This is a genomic window from Gluconobacter sp. R75690 (assembly GCF_015244525.1).
GTDB classification, from domain to species: Bacteria; Pseudomonadota; Alphaproteobacteria; order Acetobacterales; family Acetobacteraceae; genus Gluconobacter; species Gluconobacter potus.
On sequence record NZ_JABCQB010000003.1, the window covers coordinates 121,160 to 138,025 of the forward strand.

The 16,866-nt window shown below is 64.2% G+C and carries 13 protein-coding genes; 6 read left to right on the forward strand and 7 right to left on the reverse strand.

Annotation, left to right across the window (positions count from 1 at the left end; all coding sequences use genetic code 11):
* The first annotated feature begins 114 nt into the window (after positions 1 to 114).
* Positions 115 to 1,185, forward strand: a complete 1,071-nt coding sequence (locus tag HKD27_RS04550) for a LacI family DNA-binding transcriptional regulator (RefSeq protein ID WP_228518333.1) — start codon at positions 115 to 117, stop codon at positions 1,183 to 1,185.
* Positions 1,186 to 1,205: 20 nt separating this feature from the next.
* Here the strand turns inward: HKD27_RS04550 and HKD27_RS04555 are convergent, their stop codons facing one another.
* From HKD27_RS04555 to HKD27_RS04575, 5 genes are all read right to left on the reverse strand, one after another.
* Positions 1,206 to 1,871, reverse strand: coding sequence for an HAD family hydrolase (locus HKD27_RS04555; protein WP_194688719.1), 666 nt, complete (start codon positions 1,869 to 1,871; stop codon positions 1,206 to 1,208).
* Positions 1,872 to 1,933: 62 nt separating this feature from the next.
* Positions 1,934 to 4,096 carry a family 20 glycosylhydrolase gene (locus HKD27_RS04560; protein ID WP_194688718.1) on the reverse strand — a complete coding sequence of 721 codons (2,163 nt, stop codon included), beginning with the start codon at positions 4,094 to 4,096 and terminating at the stop codon, positions 1,934 to 1,936.
* 28 nt (positions 4,097 to 4,124) lie between these two features.
* Positions 4,125 to 5,129, reverse strand: coding sequence for an ABC transporter substrate-binding protein (locus HKD27_RS04565; protein ID WP_194688717.1), 1,005 nt, complete (start codon positions 5,127 to 5,129; stop codon positions 4,125 to 4,127).
* Entirely contained in the window at positions 5,126 to 5,908 is a 783-nt protein-coding gene (locus HKD27_RS04570) for an ABC transporter ATP-binding protein (RefSeq protein WP_194688716.1), read from the reverse strand. Before HKD27_RS04570 ends, HKD27_RS04565 begins: the two co-directional genes overlap by 4 nt.
* Complete coding sequence (locus HKD27_RS04575; protein ID WP_194688715.1) at positions 5,905 to 6,939, reverse strand: iron ABC transporter permease; 1,035 nt, start codon at positions 6,937 to 6,939, stop codon at positions 5,905 to 5,907. The genes HKD27_RS04570 and HKD27_RS04575 overlap by 4 nt, the downstream gene beginning before the upstream one ends.
* A gap of 463 nt (positions 6,940 to 7,402) precedes the next feature.
* Between HKD27_RS04575 and HKD27_RS04580 the strand changes: the two genes are divergently transcribed.
* The 4 genes from HKD27_RS04580 to HKD27_RS04595 all read left to right on the forward strand — a co-directional run bounded on the left by HKD27_RS04580 (position 7,403) and on the right by HKD27_RS04595 (position 12,339).
* The gene (locus HKD27_RS04580; protein WP_194263835.1) at positions 7,403 to 8,737 is read left to right on the forward strand and encodes a cytochrome c; all 1,335 of its coding nucleotides are present in this window, start codon (positions 7,403 to 7,405) and stop codon (positions 8,735 to 8,737) included.
* Between the two features lie 26 nt (positions 8,738 to 8,763).
* Positions 8,764 to 9,240, forward strand: coding sequence for a (2Fe-2S)-binding protein (locus HKD27_RS04585; RefSeq protein ID WP_062497722.1), 477 nt, complete (start codon positions 8,764 to 8,766; stop codon positions 9,238 to 9,240).
* Entirely contained in the window at positions 9,233 to 11,548 is a 2,316-nt protein-coding gene (locus HKD27_RS04590; RefSeq protein ID WP_194688714.1) for a xanthine dehydrogenase family protein molybdopterin-binding subunit, read from the forward strand. The genes HKD27_RS04585 and HKD27_RS04590 overlap by 8 nt, the downstream gene beginning before the upstream one ends.
* 197 nt (positions 11,549 to 11,745) lie before the next feature.
* Positions 11,746 to 12,339 carry a DUF4339 domain-containing protein gene (locus tag HKD27_RS04595; protein WP_194263837.1) on the forward strand — a complete coding sequence of 198 codons (594 nt, stop codon included), beginning with the start codon at positions 11,746 to 11,748 and terminating at the stop codon, positions 12,337 to 12,339.
* Positions 12,340 to 12,343: 4 nt separating this feature from the next.
* Here HKD27_RS04595 and HKD27_RS04600 read toward each other — a convergent pair whose 3' ends face one another.
* The gene (locus tag HKD27_RS04600) at positions 12,344 to 13,384 is read right to left on the reverse strand and encodes a glycosyltransferase (RefSeq protein ID WP_194688713.1); all 1,041 of its coding nucleotides are present in this window, start codon (positions 13,382 to 13,384) and stop codon (positions 12,344 to 12,346) included.
* A 39-nt stretch (positions 13,385 to 13,423) separates the two neighbouring features.
* Positions 13,424 to 13,960 carry a hypothetical protein gene (locus tag HKD27_RS04605; RefSeq protein WP_194263839.1) on the reverse strand — a complete coding sequence of 179 codons (537 nt, stop codon included), beginning with the start codon at positions 13,958 to 13,960 and terminating at the stop codon, positions 13,424 to 13,426.
* 165 nt (positions 13,961 to 14,125) lie between these two features.
* Between HKD27_RS04605 and HKD27_RS04610 the strand changes: the two genes are divergently transcribed.
* Complete coding sequence (locus HKD27_RS04610; protein WP_194688712.1) at positions 14,126 to 16,840, forward strand: pitrilysin family protein; 2,715 nt, start codon at positions 14,126 to 14,128, stop codon at positions 16,838 to 16,840.
* The last annotated feature ends 26 nt before the right edge of the window (positions 16,841 to 16,866 follow it).

The window sequence follows — 16,866 nt, forward strand, 5'->3', positions numbered from 1 at the left end:
CCGGCAGAATGGGTATGGTGTTTTCAGTGATTTTTCGAAGAGCACTGACACCATACTGCGAGCGTCAGGATCTGACATGACGGGTCTGGTGTCGTTACTGGACAGACCATACCCATGACCAGACAGCATGACCGCCGCAAAGTAACCCTCAAGGATGTGGCAGCGCAGGTCGGCGTCTCCCATACAACAGTCTCAAACGCCTATATCCGTCCAGGCCAGCTCTCGGCTGCTTTGCGCGAGAGGATCCTCGCCGCCGCACAGGAGCTTGGTTACACCGGCCCCGATCCGGCCGCCAAGCAGCTCGCCACCGGCCGTGCCGGCGCGCTGGGCTTCCTCTTCAGCGAGGACCTGCCCTATGCCTTCACCGATCCCGCGATCCTCAGTGTCCTCAACGGCGTCGCCCGCTCCTGCGACGAGCTGGAAACCGACCTTGCGCTGATTTCCGCGGGCAGCAACCTGCGAAACCGCACGGCCCCCGTCTCGCTCGGCAACGCCGCCGTGGACGGTTACATCCTCTATTCCGTCGCCCCCGACAGCCGCTGTGTCATGATGGCCCAGCAGCGCAATGTCCCCCTCGTGGTGGTGGACCAGCCCCGTCTCAACGGCGTGCCCTATGTCGGGATCGACGATCGCGGCTCCGCCTACCGCGCTGCCAAGACGCTTCTCGATCTCGGGCACCGGCATTTCGGCATCCTGTCACTCAAGACGGCCCATGACGGCTATTTCGGTCCATTGACTGCCAAACGCCGCGCCAATATCGCCCACAGCACCATCGCCATGCGCCTTGAAGGCTATGTACGCGCGTTGCAGGAAGCCGGGATCGCTCCCGAAGACGTTCCGACCTGGGAAATTCCGATCAATTCCGAGGAGATGGGGGCCGAAGGCGTCCGCCATCTCCTCAACCGCGCCCAGTGCCCGACCGCCATTCTCGCGATGAGTGACCGCGTGGCCATCGGCGCCATGCAGACCATCCGCGGCCTAGGCCTGAACATCCCGCAGGATGTGTCGATCTTCGGCTTCGACGACATCCCCGAAGCCGCACGCGAGGATCTGAGCACGATCCGCCAGCCCCACGAACGCAAGGGCACGGAAGCCGTCCGCCTGCTGAGCGCCGCCACAGGCAGCGAAAACGTCATCCTCGACACAGAACTGGTGCTGCGCGGCAGTATCGGCCCCGCCGCCTGAGCTGCCCGTTCGGGAGACCTTCAGCCCCGGAGCGCTGCCGGCAGGTCCGCGAAAGCGTCGATCCGCAGATCCGGTCCCAGTGCGGCGCATTGCTGCGACGAGCCATGCCCGTAACTGGCCCAGCATGAGGCGATCCCGGCATTACGGGCGAACTGGAGGTCAGCCACGGTATCGCCTACCATCAGGAAAGCCGAGCGCGGCAGGTCGGGGAAGAGCGGAAGAACACGCTCTTCCATCACGCGCGGATCGGGCTTGTGCGGGAAGTTCGGCTCCGACGCCACAACACCGCTGAAAAATGGTTCCAGCCCAAACCGCGCCATGCTCGCATGAACTGTAGGCGCATGCTTGTTGCTGAGAATGGCGAGGGTTTTCCCCTGCTCCTTCAGGGCCGTGAGCGTCTCCACCACGCCGTCGAACAGGACCGTCTCTTCTTCATCGGCCGCCGGATAGAACGCCCGGTAATGCCGCACGAATGACGCGGCATCGCGCTCGTCACTGTCGGGGACGATCGCCTGGAACAGGGTCTGGAGCGTCCCGCCCCGTGTCAGTTCCTGTTTGAGGACATCCGCGGAAGGCGCTGTCACACCCACCGCATCGAAGGCCTCTTTCAGGCTGCGCAGAATGGCTGGCTGCGTCTCCGCCAGAGTGCCGTCATAGTCGAGGAGAAGGATCGGAAAACGTGTCATATCCCCTTTTCCCCCGCCCGACGCCGGAAATCCATCCCCCTGCACAACAACAGGCCGATGTCTTACTCCGCGCGCTCTGTCACACCCGTCAGGAGCGCCCGGATTCCCGGCAGGATCGCAATCAGCAATCCCCCCGGCGGCTGCGGGCTGTGTGCGGATGCCAGCATGCTGGCCGAGTTTTCAAAGGCCGCCTGCTGTTCCTGAAGCAGCCGGTTCGCATCCATCCGCCAGGCCGAACCGTCCCGTCCGTCCAGAACCCCGTGCCCCGCCCGCGACAGCAGAGCGACGGCATGCGACACCGGCACGACTGCCTCAAGCACCGGAATGCCCTTTGCGCTTGTCACAAACGCCGCATCATTGTCCGACCAGCGCTGCAGCATCTGCCGCAGAGGGGCGGCAAGCGCGTGCTCGCCCCGGACGTACCGCGCGGCCATCGCATTGAACCGCAGTGCCACGAACGCATCCGGGTCCGTCACCGCAACAGGCGCTGACAGCATCGCATCTCCGCTGGGCGCAGCAAGATGGTTGAGAGCATAGTTGCGGACGGGGACCGTCACTTCGGTCAGGATCTTCAGCGGTTCCGAATGTCCCGGCGCCATGGCCTCACGATGCTGCGTTGCCTGCAGTCCGGTCGCCTCAAGCTCCGCCATCACAAGCGGCAGGCGCCGTTCCAGATCGGGAATGTCGCGTACATCCTGCGCGGACCAGAACCGCTCGGCCAGCGCCGCCATCCGGGGCCACAGCCGCCCATCCAGCATCGGCTCGGACACCATTTCAGCCCAGAGCGTACCTTCCGCCCCCATGACCAGCGCCTTCTGCCCGTCGTCCAGCGGCGAAGCGTGCTCGTCGATCGTGAAGGGTATCGAAAATTCCGGATGTTTGGGCGGATATTTCGCCAGCTGCTCCGCCGTAATTCCCTCAGCCTTCGTATCGAACGGATCGATCGCATAATGCATGGCGGACGGACGCAGCAGATCCAGATAATACCCCGCCGACACCACAACCGGATGCCCGGCCTGCGTCGCCGTCCCGGTCCATTTCGAGGCCCGCCAAGGCTCGACGACGACGTTTTTCGGAATCGGCGCCTCGCTGACCTCATCCCAGCCCATCATAACATGACCCTGGGCGGAAACGATCTTCGCGACCTCTCCCGTAAAAGCCGCCTGAAGCGCAGCGGGCGTCTCAAAACCATGCGCCTTCATATAAGCCGCAATTGCCGGATTCTTCGTCCACTGGGAGGAAACAACCTCATCGCCCCCCGTATGCACATACCGGTCCGGAAAAAGCCCCCCCATCTCCCCGTACAGCACACGCACAAAGCGCAATGTCTGCGGATTGGTCGGGTCCAGCGCGGCATTGTTGAGGTTCAGACCCTTGGTGCCCACATCCGGCAGCGGCTGGGCCGCCAGTTCCGGATAGGCCTGAAGGATTGCCAGCGCATGGCCGGGCACGTCGATTTCCGGCACGACACGGATGCCGCGATCCGCCGCATAGGCCACAACCTCGCGGATCTGCGCCTGCGTGTAATACTGGCCGTGCGACGCCACGGTCTGAAGCTTCGGGAACATCCGGCTCTCGACGCGGAAGCCGGCTCCATCGCTCAGATGCCAGTGCAGGACGTTGAGCTTGACCAGTTCCATCGCATCGAGCTGGCGCTCGATGGTCTCGACCGTGTCGAAATGCCGCGACACGTCCATCAGCAGACCGCGCCAGGCAAACCGGGGCGCATCCTCAACATGCACCCGCTCGACCAGAGCCCCCTGCGGCGTCACCCGGACAAGCTGAAGCAGCGTCGCCAGACCGTGAATTACCCCCGCCGGCCCATCCGCCTCCAGCCGCGCGCCGGTAGCGGACGTCGTGAGCGCATAACGCTCCTTTTCGTCCACACTCAGATAGGCCCGGTCCTGCCCGGCCGAGAGATGCAGCACATAAGGCGCGCCCCGGCCCGCAGGTCCGGCGATCGCGGTCAGACGTGTCGTGAACCGCGCCACGGCCCGCAGCAGCAGAGGCGAGGGCCGCGTGTCCCATACGACCTGAATCCCGCCCCCGATCGACGCCACGCCATTGGAGACCGAAACAGTCTGCGGCACGGGCAGCAGGGTCTCTTCCGCCCGCGCAACACTCCCCAGCCCCCCGGCCAGCACACTTCCCGCAAGAAGCAGCCACGCCGCACGGGCAAACCTGCGGGGAGAACTCAGGCCGCAAGGCGAGGCGGTATGCGTCATACGGAGCTTTCCTTGGAAAATCGGAAGATCAGTGCGTATCGGTGGCGGGCGGCAGCGCATCGAGCATCCGCTGCGCATCATCAGCCGAGAGCGCAATGCCATAGAAATCATGATAGAAAGACCGGATCGACCGGATCATCGCCGGGACATCCACCTGCCCGGTCTGGACGATCTGCCGGGCCCAGATCACCTGGAGCATCAGCTCCGGCCCATAGCGGTCCCAGGGGAAAAGACCCGTCGGATTGCGATAGACCCGCCCCGACTGCACGGCCTTGAGCTTCGACCAGACGGGGTCCTGTTTCAGCGCTGCCGGATCACCGGCATTGGCGGCGATGATCAGAATATCCGGGTTCCAGGCCAGAACCTGCTCGATGGAGACGGGCTGTTTGTTGCCATGAATCCCGTCCGCCGCGTTCTGCCCGCCTGCACTGCGGATCCACTGGTCGATGATGCTGTCATCACCATCCACCCGCAGCGGCTTGAGGGACTCCACATGCAACACACGCGGTCCCTGCGGGTTGGTCGGGGCCTGCGAGACGACCTGAAGGAACGCCGAGCGATAGGCCTGCGCCCGCTTGGCGGCAATCGGCGTCTGAAGGAGGGTCGCGGTCCCGTCCACGCAGTCAAGCATGGCATCGAACCGGTCGAACCCTTCGGGCGCCACATTCAGCCCTGCCCGTGTCAGGGCTTCGGCGGAATGGCCCGAGTTGGTGACAAACACCAGATCGGGATGCAGCGCCAGCAGTTCTTCCGCATTCAGATTGCCCGGGTCCAGCGTCTCGGCCTTTGCCAGTTCCGGCACCAGGCGGAACATCCAGGGCAGCATCGCCGGACGCGCCACGGTGCCCACGATCCGGTCCTGCGCACCCAGCATGATGAGCGTCGCATTATGCGCGTACCAGCCTTCCACGATCCGCGCGGGCGGAGCGGCATGAGCCGCAGGGGCCGGCAGGGATATGGCCAGCGCCCCGCCCAGCAGGGCCACCGGGAGCGTCAGGACCGAAAACCGCTTCAAGAGTTGTGAGAGTGTCATGTCTCGTCCCTTCCATGATGGAAAAAGCGGTTTCCGGCATGGTCCGTCTGGGTCAGAGGCACACCGTAAAGCGCTGACATCCGTTGCGCCGTCACAACATCCTGTGGCGGCCCGTCCGCGTCAATCCGGCCGTGATCGAGGACCAGAACCCGGCTTGCGCGGACATACAGTTCTTCCGGCCGGTGCGAGGTGAGCATAACAAGCCGGCCTTCCCGCGCAAGATCCGCCAGCAGCGCCATCAGACGCAGCTGATACCCGTAATCCAGCCCGGTCATCGGCTCATCCAGCAGCAGGCCCTGCGCGTCCTGCGCAATGGCCCGCGCCAGCACGACCCGCTGGCGCTCCCCGCCGGAAAGCTCTGTCACCGGCCGATCCGCAAATCCCGCCAGCCCCATCCGCTCCAGCGCGGCATCAACGGCCAGCCGATCTTCCAAAGACAGCCGTCCCGTCAGCCCGGAATAAGGCACACGCCCCAGCTCGACCATCCGCCGCACCGTATAGGGAAAGGTCGCGACATGACTTTGCGGCACATAGGCCAGATGCCACGCAATGGCGGAGGCCGACCACTCCCGCAGAGAGCGCCCTTCCAGGAAAACATCCCCGACCGAAGGCGTCAGAAACCCCATCAGCAGCCGCAGCAGCGTACTCTTGCCCGCCCCGTTCAGCCCCAGCAGCCCGACCAGCTCGCCCTTCTCCAGCGAGAGATCGATGCCCTCCAGCACGGGAGCATTCCCCAGCGGCTGACGAAATCCCAGGTTCCGGCACGACAGCAGCGTCATGCCACCCCACTCCGCAGACGCCGCAGCACCAGCACGAAGGCCAGCGCCCCGAAAAGCTGCGTGACGATCCCGAGCGGAACCTCCCCCGTCGTCAGACTGCGCGCGCAGGTATCGGCCAGCACCAGCCCGGCCGCCCCCAGCAGTGCCGTCACCGGCATCATGCTCCGATGCTCCGCTCCGGCCAGAAGCCGCGCGACATGCGGCACCAGAAGCCCGATCCAGCCAATGATGCCCGCCATCGAAATCGTCATCGCACAGGCCAGCGTCGCCAGAACGATCAGCGCCGGCCGCATAACCCGTACCGACACGCCCAGACTGCGCGCCTCGTCATCCCCGAGCGACAGCACATCAAGCACCGGCGCACACAGCACAAGCGCCACCGTCAGAACAATCAGCGGCCCCGACATCCAGGCCAGTTCCTGCCATCCGCTCGGCGCCAGACTGCCCAGAAGCCAGTTCACGATGGCCGGAAGCTGATCCATCGGATCGGCCAGATATTTCACTAAAGACAGCAACGCCGTGAAGATCGCATTTCCGATCAGCCCACCCAGCAGCAGCGTCAGAATCCCCCCGCCCGGCAGCGTCCTGCTGATCAGCAGTCCCGTCCCGACCGCCAGCAGACCGCCGCCGAACGCGCCCATCTGCACCATGACCGCAGAGCCGCCGCTGACGATACTGAGCGCCGCGCCAAACGCCGCCCCGCTCAGAACCCCGAGCAGATCGGGCGAGACCAGCGGATTGCGGAACACCGCCTGATATGTCGCGCCCCCGCAGGACAGCGCACTCCCAACCAGAAGCGCCGCCAGAATACGCGGCAGCCGCGCCTGCATGACGACAACCTGTGCCACGGGATCACTCGCGGAAGACAGATGCAGCAGAGACCCGAACACCCCCGCCACGCGCAGTGGCGACAGCGGATACCGCCCCAGGCAGAGCGCGCACAGAACGCTCAGCATGACACAGGCCAATGCGAGAGACCGGATCAGGGCAGGACGGGCGGAAATAGCGCTTCCTCTCGGCAGAACGGCCAATCTGCCGCCGGGAAATCATAAGCCAAGCCTTCCCGCATCACCAGAACCCCACCGAGGGATAGGCCAAGGGAGAAACCGAAGCCCGAACCACCCTCGGAACTGGCTCTGGAAGTCCGTCAGAAGCATAGGAGGTTTTTGACACTCGGTGTCAAAATATTCATCAGGAGGCATACTTGCTCCCGGAAACAATGTAACAGACTCTCGCGACCTACAGTCAATATCCTTCCCATATCCATGGAGAGTCCATCTCGGGGAATACTGCAATCAGGACCGAAAATATCCCGTATTAACGCTGAAACATCGCGAAACCTGTGTTATTTTCATGACAAAGGCCGCATTTATTTCCGGAAACACACCGTTTTGAGATAACGCAATCTTTCCTTTCACGGCTCCGTGCACTAGGTTGCACGCAACAGCCGCCTTTTGTGGCAAATGATTTCAAACCTGCCGGGACAGTTCAAGCATGCTCAAACGGATAGCTGCCGCCGTCATTGGCCTTGGCGCAGTGGGAGGCATCGGCTTTCTTGCCTATGCCTGGTACCCCGCCATTGCCCCGATTCCGCGGCCCGCCGCATCGTCATTCTCCGCAGACGCCATCAGCCGTGGCGAACTCGTGGCGAATGGCGGCTACTGTGCGGAATGTCATACCCGCGTGGATGGCAAGCCCGGCCCCGAACTGGCCGGCGACTTCAAGATGGCCACCCCCTTCGGTGACATCTTCTCGTCCAACATCACGCCTGATGAAGAATGGGGAATCGGCAACTGGTCGCTGGCCGCGTTCAAGCGCGCCATGAACAAGGGCATCGCCCGCGATGGCTCCCAACTCTATCCGGCTTTCCCGTTCGACCACTTCACGAAGGTCAGCGATCAGGACGTCTCGGACCTGTACGCCTATCTGATGACGCGCCCGGCCGTCCACATGAAGCCGCGTGACAACACGGTCCCCTTCCCGATCAACATCCGCCTGACGGGTCAGGGCTTCTGGAAGCTGCTGTTCTTCACACCGGGCCGCTACCAGAACGACCCGAAGCACGACGCACAGTGGAACCGCGGCGCCTATCTCGCCGAGGGCAACGAGCACTGTGGCGCCTGCCATACGCCGCGTAACCTTCTCGGCGCCGAGAAGATGAGCAATGTCTATGACGGTGCGGTCATCGACGGCTGGATCGCCCCGCCGCTGAACGAGCATAACCCGACGCCCGTCGTCTGGACCGAAGACGAGCTGTTCCAGTACCTGCGCTTTGGCGTGGCTCCGCTGCACGGTTCCGCCGCAGGCCCGATGTCGCCCGTTCCGCACCGCTTCCTCTCCAAGATCCCCGAGGAAGACGTGCATGCGATCGCACATTACTATGCGGACGTGGACAAGGCCGCCCAGCGCAGCGCTGGCGATCAGGCCGCGATCTCCCGCGCCATGCAGATGTCCGGCCGTGACCTGACGGGTCCGCAGCCGCTCGACGAAGACGCACGCCTCTATCAGGGAGCCTGTGGCGCCTGCCATTACAATTCCGGCCCGAACCCTGTTCTGGGTCGTCCGGAACTGGCCCTGAACAACGCGCTGTGGCTGGATGAGCCGAACAACCTCTATCAGGTCATGCTGCATGGCATCACCGCGGAGGAAGGTCAGGACCATATCTCGATGCCGAGCTTCTATTCCGGCCTGTCCGATCATGACATGGCCCGCATCGCCGCGTATCTGCGTCGCACACGCACCACGCTGCCCCCCTGGACGGATCTGGAGAAGAAGGCCGCCAGCGCGCGCGCCACGCTCGAAGCTCCGCCCGTCAACGCTTCGCACTGATCCGGGCAGGACTGGGAAAACAGGACATGACCACGAAATTTGAACTCAACGGACAGCCCGTTACGGTCGACGCCCCGGCAGACACCCCCCTGCTCTGGGTCATCCGTGACGACCTGAACCTGACCGGCACCAAGTTCGGCTGCGGCATCGGTGAATGCGGCGCCTGCACCGTCCATGTGGGCGGCCGCGCCACGCGTTCGTGCATCACGCCGCTTTCCGCCGTCGAAGGCGCCTCGATCACCACAATCGAAGGCCTCGACCCGGAAGGCAACCACGTCGTGCAGGTCGCCTGGCGTGACCAGCAGGTGCCGCAGTGCGGTTACTGCCAGTCCGGTCAGATCATGCAGGCCGCGAGCCTCCTGAAAGACTATCCGAACCCGACGGATGACCAGATCGATGGCGTGATGGGTGGCAGCCTCTGCCGCTGCATGACCTATATCCGCATCCGCAAGGCCATCAAGGAAGCTGCCTCAAGGCAGCAGGAAGGCGCCAACAATGGCTAAAATCGAACAGATTGCGAAAAAGAGCGACGCCACGCGCCTCTCCCGCCGCAACTTCCTGATGACGGCGACTGGCGCCGGGCTGATGTTCGGTTTCGCCCGCAAGGCCGGCGCCGCAACGACCCTACCCTCCGCCATGCCGCCGGAAGCCGCGTTCGAGCCCAATATCTGGTGCGCCATCGCCCCGGACGGTTCGATCAACGTCAACATCGTCCGCGCCGAAATGGGCCAGCATGTCGGCACCGCCCTCGCCCGCATCATCGCGGACGAAATGGACGCTGACTGGGACAAGATCAAGATCACGCAGGTCGACACCGCCCCGAAATGGGCCGGTAAATACGTCACCGGCGGTTCCTGGTCTGTCTGGGATACCTGGGACACATTCCGTCAGGCCGGTGCAGCCGCCCGCAGCGTGATGGTAACCGAGGGCGCGAAGCTCCTCGGCACCACGCCGGAACGCTGCACGGTCAGTGAAAGCGTCGTCTCCGCTGGTGGCAGGAGCGTCTCCTTCGGTGACATCGTTGCCCGTGCCAAGCCGACCCGGACCTTCACGCCGGACGAGATGGCCAAGCTGCCGCTCAAGCCGACGACCAACCGCCGCCTCATCAGCAAGCAGGTTCCGGCCCTCGACATTCCGGACAAGACGACCGGCAAGGCGATCTACGGCATCGACGTCAAGCTCGACGGCATGGTCTATGGCCGTCCGAAAATGCCGCCGACCCGCTACGCCGCCAAGGTCATCTCCGTGGATGACAGCGCCGCGAAGAAGATCCCGGGCTATGTGCGTTACGTCGTGCTCGACGATCCCTCCGGCATCGTTCCGGGCTGGGTCGTAGCCCTCGCCAAGACTTGCCCCGCCGCCATCCGCGCTGCCGACGCCCTGAAGGTCCAGTGGACTCCCGGCCCGACGATCAACGTCTCCGAGGCGGACATCATCGAGCACGGCCGCAAGCTGGCTGCTGATCCGAAGAACGGCACCCGCGTCTTCAACGACAAGGGCGTGGACGAAGCCCTGACCATCCACCCCGGTCAGGTTTTCGAGCGCAGCTATACCTGTGCCTCCGTCGCGCATTACCAGCTCGAACCAGTCAACGCCGTGGCCCGTCACATTGACGGCATGTGGGAAATCCACACCGGCAACCAGTGGCAGTCCCTGATCCTGCCGCAGCTCGCCAAGGCACTTCAGGTCCCTGAAGAGCAGGTCGTCATGCGCACCTATATGCTCGGCGGTGGCTTCGGACGTCGTCTGAACGGCGATTACTGCATCCCGGCCGCCCTTGCCTCCAAGGCCATCGGCGGCGCACCGGTCAAGCTGATCCTGACCCGCTCCGACGACATGGAACTGGACTCCATCCGCTCGCCGTCCATCCAGACGATCAAGGTCGCACTCGACAACGACCGCAAGAAGATCGTGGGCATGGATTATGTGGCGGTCGCAGGCTGGCCGACGCAGGTCATGGCTCCGGCCTTCCTCGCCACCGGCGAAGACGGCAAGAAATACGATCCGTTCGCCATTGCCGGTGCGGATCACTGGTACGAAACCGGGCCGACCCGCGTCCGCGCCATCAGCAACGATCTGGCTAACGCAACCTTCCGTCCTGGCTGGCTGCGCTCGGTCAGTGCGGGCTGGACGCCCTGGGCTCTGGAATGCTTCCTCGACGAGCTGGCTCATTCCACCAAGCAGGACCCGCTGGCGTTCCGCCTGTCCATGTTCACGGCTGAAGGCCGTAACGCCGGTCAGGCTCCGAACTCCGTGGGTGGCGCGAAGCGTCAGGCCGCCGTGCTCCAGCGTCTGGCCGACAAGATCGGTTACGCCAACAAGCAGCTCCCGGCCGATACCGGCATCGGCATCGCCACCAGCTTCGGCCAGGAACGCGGCATGCCGACGTGGACGGCCGGTGCGGCGCAGGTCCATGTCGACCGCAAGACGGGCATCATCACCTGCCAGAAGCTCTGGCTCGTGCTCGATGCCGGCACCATCGTCGATCCGGGCGGCGCGCTCGCCCAGACCGAAGGTGCGGCGCTCTGGGGCTTCAGCATGGCGATGTTCGAGGGCACCGAGATCGTCAATGGTACGATCAAGGACCGCAACCTCAACACCTACACCCCGCTGCGCATCCCCGATGTGCCGGACATCGACATCGAGTTCATCCAGAACACCGAAAAGCCCACGGGCCTTGGTGAGCCGGGTGTTACGGTCGTCGCTCCCGCCATTGGCAACGCGCTGTTCAACGCCGTCGGCGTCCGCCTGCGTCACATGCCGATGCGCCCCGCCGATGTCCGCCGCGAGCTGAAACAGCACACGAGCTGATCCAGTCTGGACATCATGAAACAAGGCCGCAGCTCCACACGGACCTGCGGCCTTTTTCATACATGGCGACAGGGCCGCACCTCATAATCAGGACGGGATAGGTCTTGCCAAAAACCCCAAAAGTCGTGAGAGACTGAGCCGTTCAGGAACCAGCAGGAGCCGGAACGACGATGCGCCGCCGGAAATAAGGACGAACTGTGAGCTGGTTTTACGAAGAACATGGCACCCGCAAGGGGCCTGTATCCGCAGACGGGATGAAAGCCCTCGTCACGGAAGGAATCATCGGGCATTCCACCCTATGCTGGACCGAAGATTTCGGCGGTGAATGGCACCCGGCTGGAAGCTGCGTGTTCTGGCCGCCCCAGCCCGAAGGCGTTCCCCCGGCCCTTCCCGCCAGCCTGATCTCCAACCGCTGGCTGTGGCTCAGCCTGATCGGCCCGTTCTTCGGCAGCATGGCGGTCGGAATCCTGGAAGGATTCGGTCTCGTTCCGGAGTTTGCGAGCAATATCGGATCCATGATCGTCAGTGTCGGGATTTTCTACTGCGCGCTGATCATGGACCGCCGCAGCCTGCTGGCGGCGGGCTTCCGTCCCGGTACGATCCTGTGGATCCTCCTGCCCCCGCTCTATTTCTGGCGCCGCATCCAGATCGTGGGACACGGCATGCTGCTCTTTTTCCTGTCGGTGCTGGTGTTCCTGTGCGAGTTCATTCCCGCCATCACCAACGGCTGGCACATCATGCCGGACGAAGGCCTCTCCAGCTACGTCTCCCGCCGCTACTACGAGCTGTAAGCTCTCAGCGAAACCGGCGGTAAAACGCTTCGACCTTGCTGGCCGCCACACCGATCCTGTAGCGCGACATGTCCCACTGGCGCGGCGTGGCCCCTTCCAGACGCCGCAGCCCTTCCATCAAAGCCCCCAGACTGTCCGGCGCTACCAGACAATCCGGCGCATCCGCCAGAATATCTTTCACACCACCGGCGGCCGTAGCGCAGACCGGCAATCCGGCTTCCATGGCCTCCAGCAGCACCAGCCCGAACGGCTCATGACGTGAGGGCACGATAAACGCATCGAACGCCGCCAGAAGATCGGGCATGTCCGTGCGATACCCGGTGAAGATGATGTCCGGCCGCCCCTGTGCAGCCTGTTGCAGTGCACCACGCTCCGGCCCGTCGCCCACCATAACGAGACGGGTCCCGGGCTTCAGCTCCGCCTGCTTCCAGGCCTGGATCAGAAGCCCGAAATTCTTTTCCTCAACCATCCGTCCCGCGGCGCCGATTACGACGCCCCCGTCCGGAATCCTCCACTCCCGCCGCATCCGCTCTCGCAGAGCCGCGCGCGCTTCACAGGTTGATGCCGGAGGCACCGTCCAGTTGGGGATCAGCGCTGAGGCGTCACGCTGTTTTGCCGGCAGGGCCTCCTGCTGCCAGGACGCGATGCAGACCAGCCCGTCATGCGCACCATAACTGCGGCCGCGATAGGAGGTGTGCAGCGTGGCCACAACCGGAACCGACCCCGCAAGCCCAGCCCGGCGCAGCCAGCTCGCCCGGGCGGAGGCACGGCCGAGATGAGTATGGACGATATCATGACGGCCGCTGCGCAGTTCGGAGGCCAGAGCGGGAAGATATCCTGCCACCCCGGCCCGCATGACCTTCACTTCGGGGCAGAGAAACCCGCTGATGTCTCCGCCCGTCAGCGGATCGACCGTATTGCGGTCCAGAAGGAGCGTGACGTCATGGGTCTGTGCCTGAATGGCGGAGAGTTCCGCAAGATGACGCTCCGTCCCCGCGAATTCCCGGGTCGAGAGGCAATGCAGAATTCTCAGTCGGGAAGTCACGCGCTTTTTCCTTGATGGGCGTAGCGAGGGAACCTGGCGTCAGGAGTTGATCCGGCCCCCGGTGCCCCAGACGCCCTCGATGATCGGGCCGCTGCGAGTAGACATGCGCTGATACGGCGGGCGCGGCTGGCAGGCCACGAGATAGAGGCCCACCGTGAACAGGAGCTGGGAAATCGTGGTCATCTGGGTCAGCAGCCAGATGAAGCCCGGCGCCCCCATGCCCCGGAACAGCTGGTAGACCAGAAATGCCAGAGACAGCAGGCGCATGGCCCGCAGCAGCGGCCGCAGCGGATTGAGCATCCCGGGACGCACCAGCGGCGCCGAACGTTTCATGCCGAGGAAGAACGCCAGACTGATGCACCAGATCAGCGCGCTGTCGATCATATTGGCCAGACTGGCCCCGAACAGCAGCATCGGCAGCACGAGAGACAGTCCGTCCAGCATCAGCGCGCCGAGCTGGCAGCTCAGGCCAAGCTGTAGCGCCGTCAGACGCGCGGGAAGGCGATCCGCCACAGGCTGGAACAGCCGGTCGAGCAGCCAGTCATCCACATGGGCAATGCGTTCAGGTAAAGTCATCACACACACTTTATCCGGCCAGACGTCCCCCTGCACATAATTTTTTCTTCATCCGACCGTCAGATACAGCCCGATCAACACAGGCTACACATGCTGGACAGGGACCAGCACAACCGGTTTACTCTTTTGTGAAGATACATTTCTCCTCTGGAAAGTTCTGAACACATGTCCGCACTCTCCCGTCTGTCCCGCCTGTCCCTGCTGGCAGCCACCATGCTGGCGCCTCCGGTCCTTGCGGGCGCCCAGGCCGCACCGGCTACGGCCTCCACGACGAATGCGGCAGCAACGAGTGCCGCCCCCGCGACGGTCACGCGGGCGACCCTCTCCAACGGGCTGCGGGTCATCGTGGTGCGCGATACCCTCGCTCCGGTGGTGCAGACGATGCTGAACTATGAGACGGGCTCGGTGAACGCACCGAAAGGCTTTCCGGGTACGGCGCATGCGCTTGAGCACATGATGTTCAACGGCTCGCAGACCCTGTCGCGCGACCAGCTTTCCACCATCAGCGCGCAGCTCGGCAACAACGACAACGCCGACACGACGTCAGACGTCACCCAGTATTACTTCAAGGCCCCCGCCAGCGATCTCGACGTCCTGCTGCGGATCGAGGCCGGACGCATGCGCGGCCTGAACATCACCGAGGCCGAATGGGCGCATGAGAAAGGCGCGATCGAGCAGGAAGTCTCGCGCGATCTTTCCAGCCCGATCTATCGCTATCTCTCGCAGATCCGCGCCGCCCTTTATGCCGGAACGCCCTACGAGCAGGACGCCCTCGGCACCCGCCCATCCTTCGACGCCACGACCGCGCCCCTGCTGAAGAAGTTCTATGAGTCCTGGTACGCGCCCAACAATGCCGTGCTGGTCATCACCGGCGATGTGGACCCGCAGGATACGCTGAAGAAGGTTCAGGCCGCTTTCGGCACTATCCCCGCCTCCACCCTGCCGGAGCGTGGCACCGTCTCCCCCACCCCGGCCAAGGCCCAGAGCATCGCGCTCGACACCGACCTGCCGATCGGCCTCGTGACCATGGCATGGCGCATGCCCGGCCAGCGCGACCCCGACTACGCCGCAACCACCCTGCTCGCCGACGCCATCAGCAGCCAGCGCGCCGCCCTGTTCGATCTCGTGCCGTCGGGCAAGGCGCTGGATACCGGCTTCATGTATGACCCCGAAGCGCAGGCCGGTCTGGGCGTCGTGTATGCCGGCTTCCCCAAGGGTGCGAACCCGGACGCCCTGCGGACCAGTGTCGCCACTATTATGGAAAATTTCCGCACCCACGGCATCCCGGCCGAGCTGATCGAAGCCGCCCGCCGCAAGGAAATCGCCTCGCTTGAATTCAACGCCAACAGCATTTCCGGCCTCGCGGAAAGCTGGTCGCAGGCCGTTGCCATTCAGCACCTGAACGACCCGCAGGACATGCTGGCCGCCTTCCGCAACGTGACCAAGGAGCAGGTTGACGCTCTGGCGAAAAAGCTGCTCGACCCTGCCCACGCCATCACCGCCACCCTGACGCCGAGCCCCTCGGGCAAGCCGGTTGGGCAGAAAGGCTTTGGCGGCGCGGAATCCTTCAACACGCCGCCCTCCGGCAAGGTCGCCCTGCCCGACTGGGCACAGCAGGCCCTCGCCCGCCTGACCATCCCGGCCGCAGCCCCGCTCCCGGCCGCCTATACGCTGTCGAACGGCCTCCATCTTCTGGTCCAGCCCGAGCATGTCAGCCACACCGTCGAACTGATCGGCCGCATCCGCCAGAACGCGGACCTCGAACAGCCCGCCGGTCAGGAAGGCGTGGCGGATGTGACCGAGCAGATGTTCCTCTACGGCAGCAAGACGCATGACCGTCTGGCCCTCGCCCGCGCCCTCGACGACATCTCGGCGGACGAGGAAGCCGGCCTGTCCTTCTCGCTCAGCACCCTGACACCGAACTTCGAGAAGGGCCTCGCCCTGCTGGCCGATCATGAGCTGAACCCGGCCTTCCCGGAAAAGGCGTTCCGCATCACCCAGATGCAGGCCGCGCAGGCGCAGGCCGGCGAACTCCAGTCCCCCGGCTACCGCTTCGGCCGTGCCGCCCGCAAGGCGCTGGTCCCGCCGCAGGATCCCACCCTGCGTGAAGCGACTCCCGCCACAATCGGCAAGCTCACGCTTGCGGACGTGCAGGCCTATTACGCCCATGCCTACCGCCCGGACCTGACGACCATCGTCATCGTCGGTGACATCAGCCCCGAAGCCGCGAAAGCGGACGTGGAAAAGGCTTTTGGCGTCTGGAAGGCCGTGGGACCGAAGCCCGTCGTCGATCTGCCCACCGTCCCGCTGAGCCGCGCCTCGCAGGCTGTCGTCGCGGATCCGGGCCGCTCGCAGGATGAGGTCAAGCTCGTCGAGACCATCGGCATGAAGGTCACGGACCCCGACCGCCATGCTCTGGCCGTCGGCAATACGATCCTCGGAGATGGCTTCTCCTCGCGCCTGATGCAGGACCTGCGCGTGAAGACGGGCTATGTCTATGGTGCCGGAAGCGGCTTCACCTATTCCCGCACCCGCAGCGGCTTCGGCATCACCTTCGGCGCCGATCCGGACAAGGTCAGCAAGGCCCGTGCACTCGCCGTCAAGGATGTCGAGGACATGCGCAACACCCCCGTCTCGCAGGAGAGCCTCGATCTCGCCAAGGCGTCACTGCTGCGTAGCCAGCCCATGTCCCGCGCCAGCTTCAGCGCGCTGGCCGGAAGCTACCTGTCCCTGATCGCCCTGGACCTGCCGCTCGACAGCCCGGCCAAGGCCGCTCAGGCGATCTACGACATGAAGCCCGAGCAGGTGCAGGCCGCTTTCCGCAAATGGGTCCGCCCGACCGACCTGGCCCAGATCGTCATGGGCCCGCAGCCGAACTGATCTTTCCTTTCCGGCACAACAGCAAA

Coding starts and splice junctions, on each gene's coding strand:
- HKD27_RS04555 (WP_194688719.1), bottom strand. CDS start 1,871: ATGACACGTTTTCCGATCCTTCTCCTCGACTATGACGGCACTCTGGCG.
- HKD27_RS04605 (WP_194263839.1), bottom strand. CDS start 13,960: ATGACTTTACCTGAACGCATTGCCCATGTGGATGACTGGCTGCTCGAC.
- HKD27_RS04565 (WP_194688717.1), bottom strand. CDS start 5,129: ATGACACTCTCACAACTCTTGAAGCGGTTTTCGGTCCTGACGCTCCCG.
- HKD27_RS04585 (WP_062497722.1), top strand. CDS start 8,764: ATGACCACGAAATTTGAACTCAACGGACAGCCCGTTACGGTCGACGCC.
- HKD27_RS04610 (WP_194688712.1), top strand. CDS start 14,126: ATGTCCGCACTCTCCCGTCTGTCCCGCCTGTCCCTGCTGGCAGCCACC.
- HKD27_RS04550 (WP_228518333.1), top strand. CDS start 115: ATGACCAGACAGCATGACCGCCGCAAAGTAACCCTCAAGGATGTGGCA.
- HKD27_RS04560 (WP_194688718.1), bottom strand. CDS start 4,096: ATGACGCATACCGCCTCGCCTTGCGGCCTGAGTTCTCCCCGCAGGTTT.
- HKD27_RS04570 (WP_194688716.1), bottom strand. CDS start 5,908: ATGACGCTGCTGTCGTGCCGGAACCTGGGATTTCGTCAGCCGCTGGGG.
- HKD27_RS04580 (WP_194263835.1), top strand. CDS start 7,403: ATGCTCAAACGGATAGCTGCCGCCGTCATTGGCCTTGGCGCAGTGGGA.
- HKD27_RS04590 (WP_194688714.1), top strand. CDS start 9,233: ATGGCTAAAATCGAACAGATTGCGAAAAAGAGCGACGCCACGCGCCTC.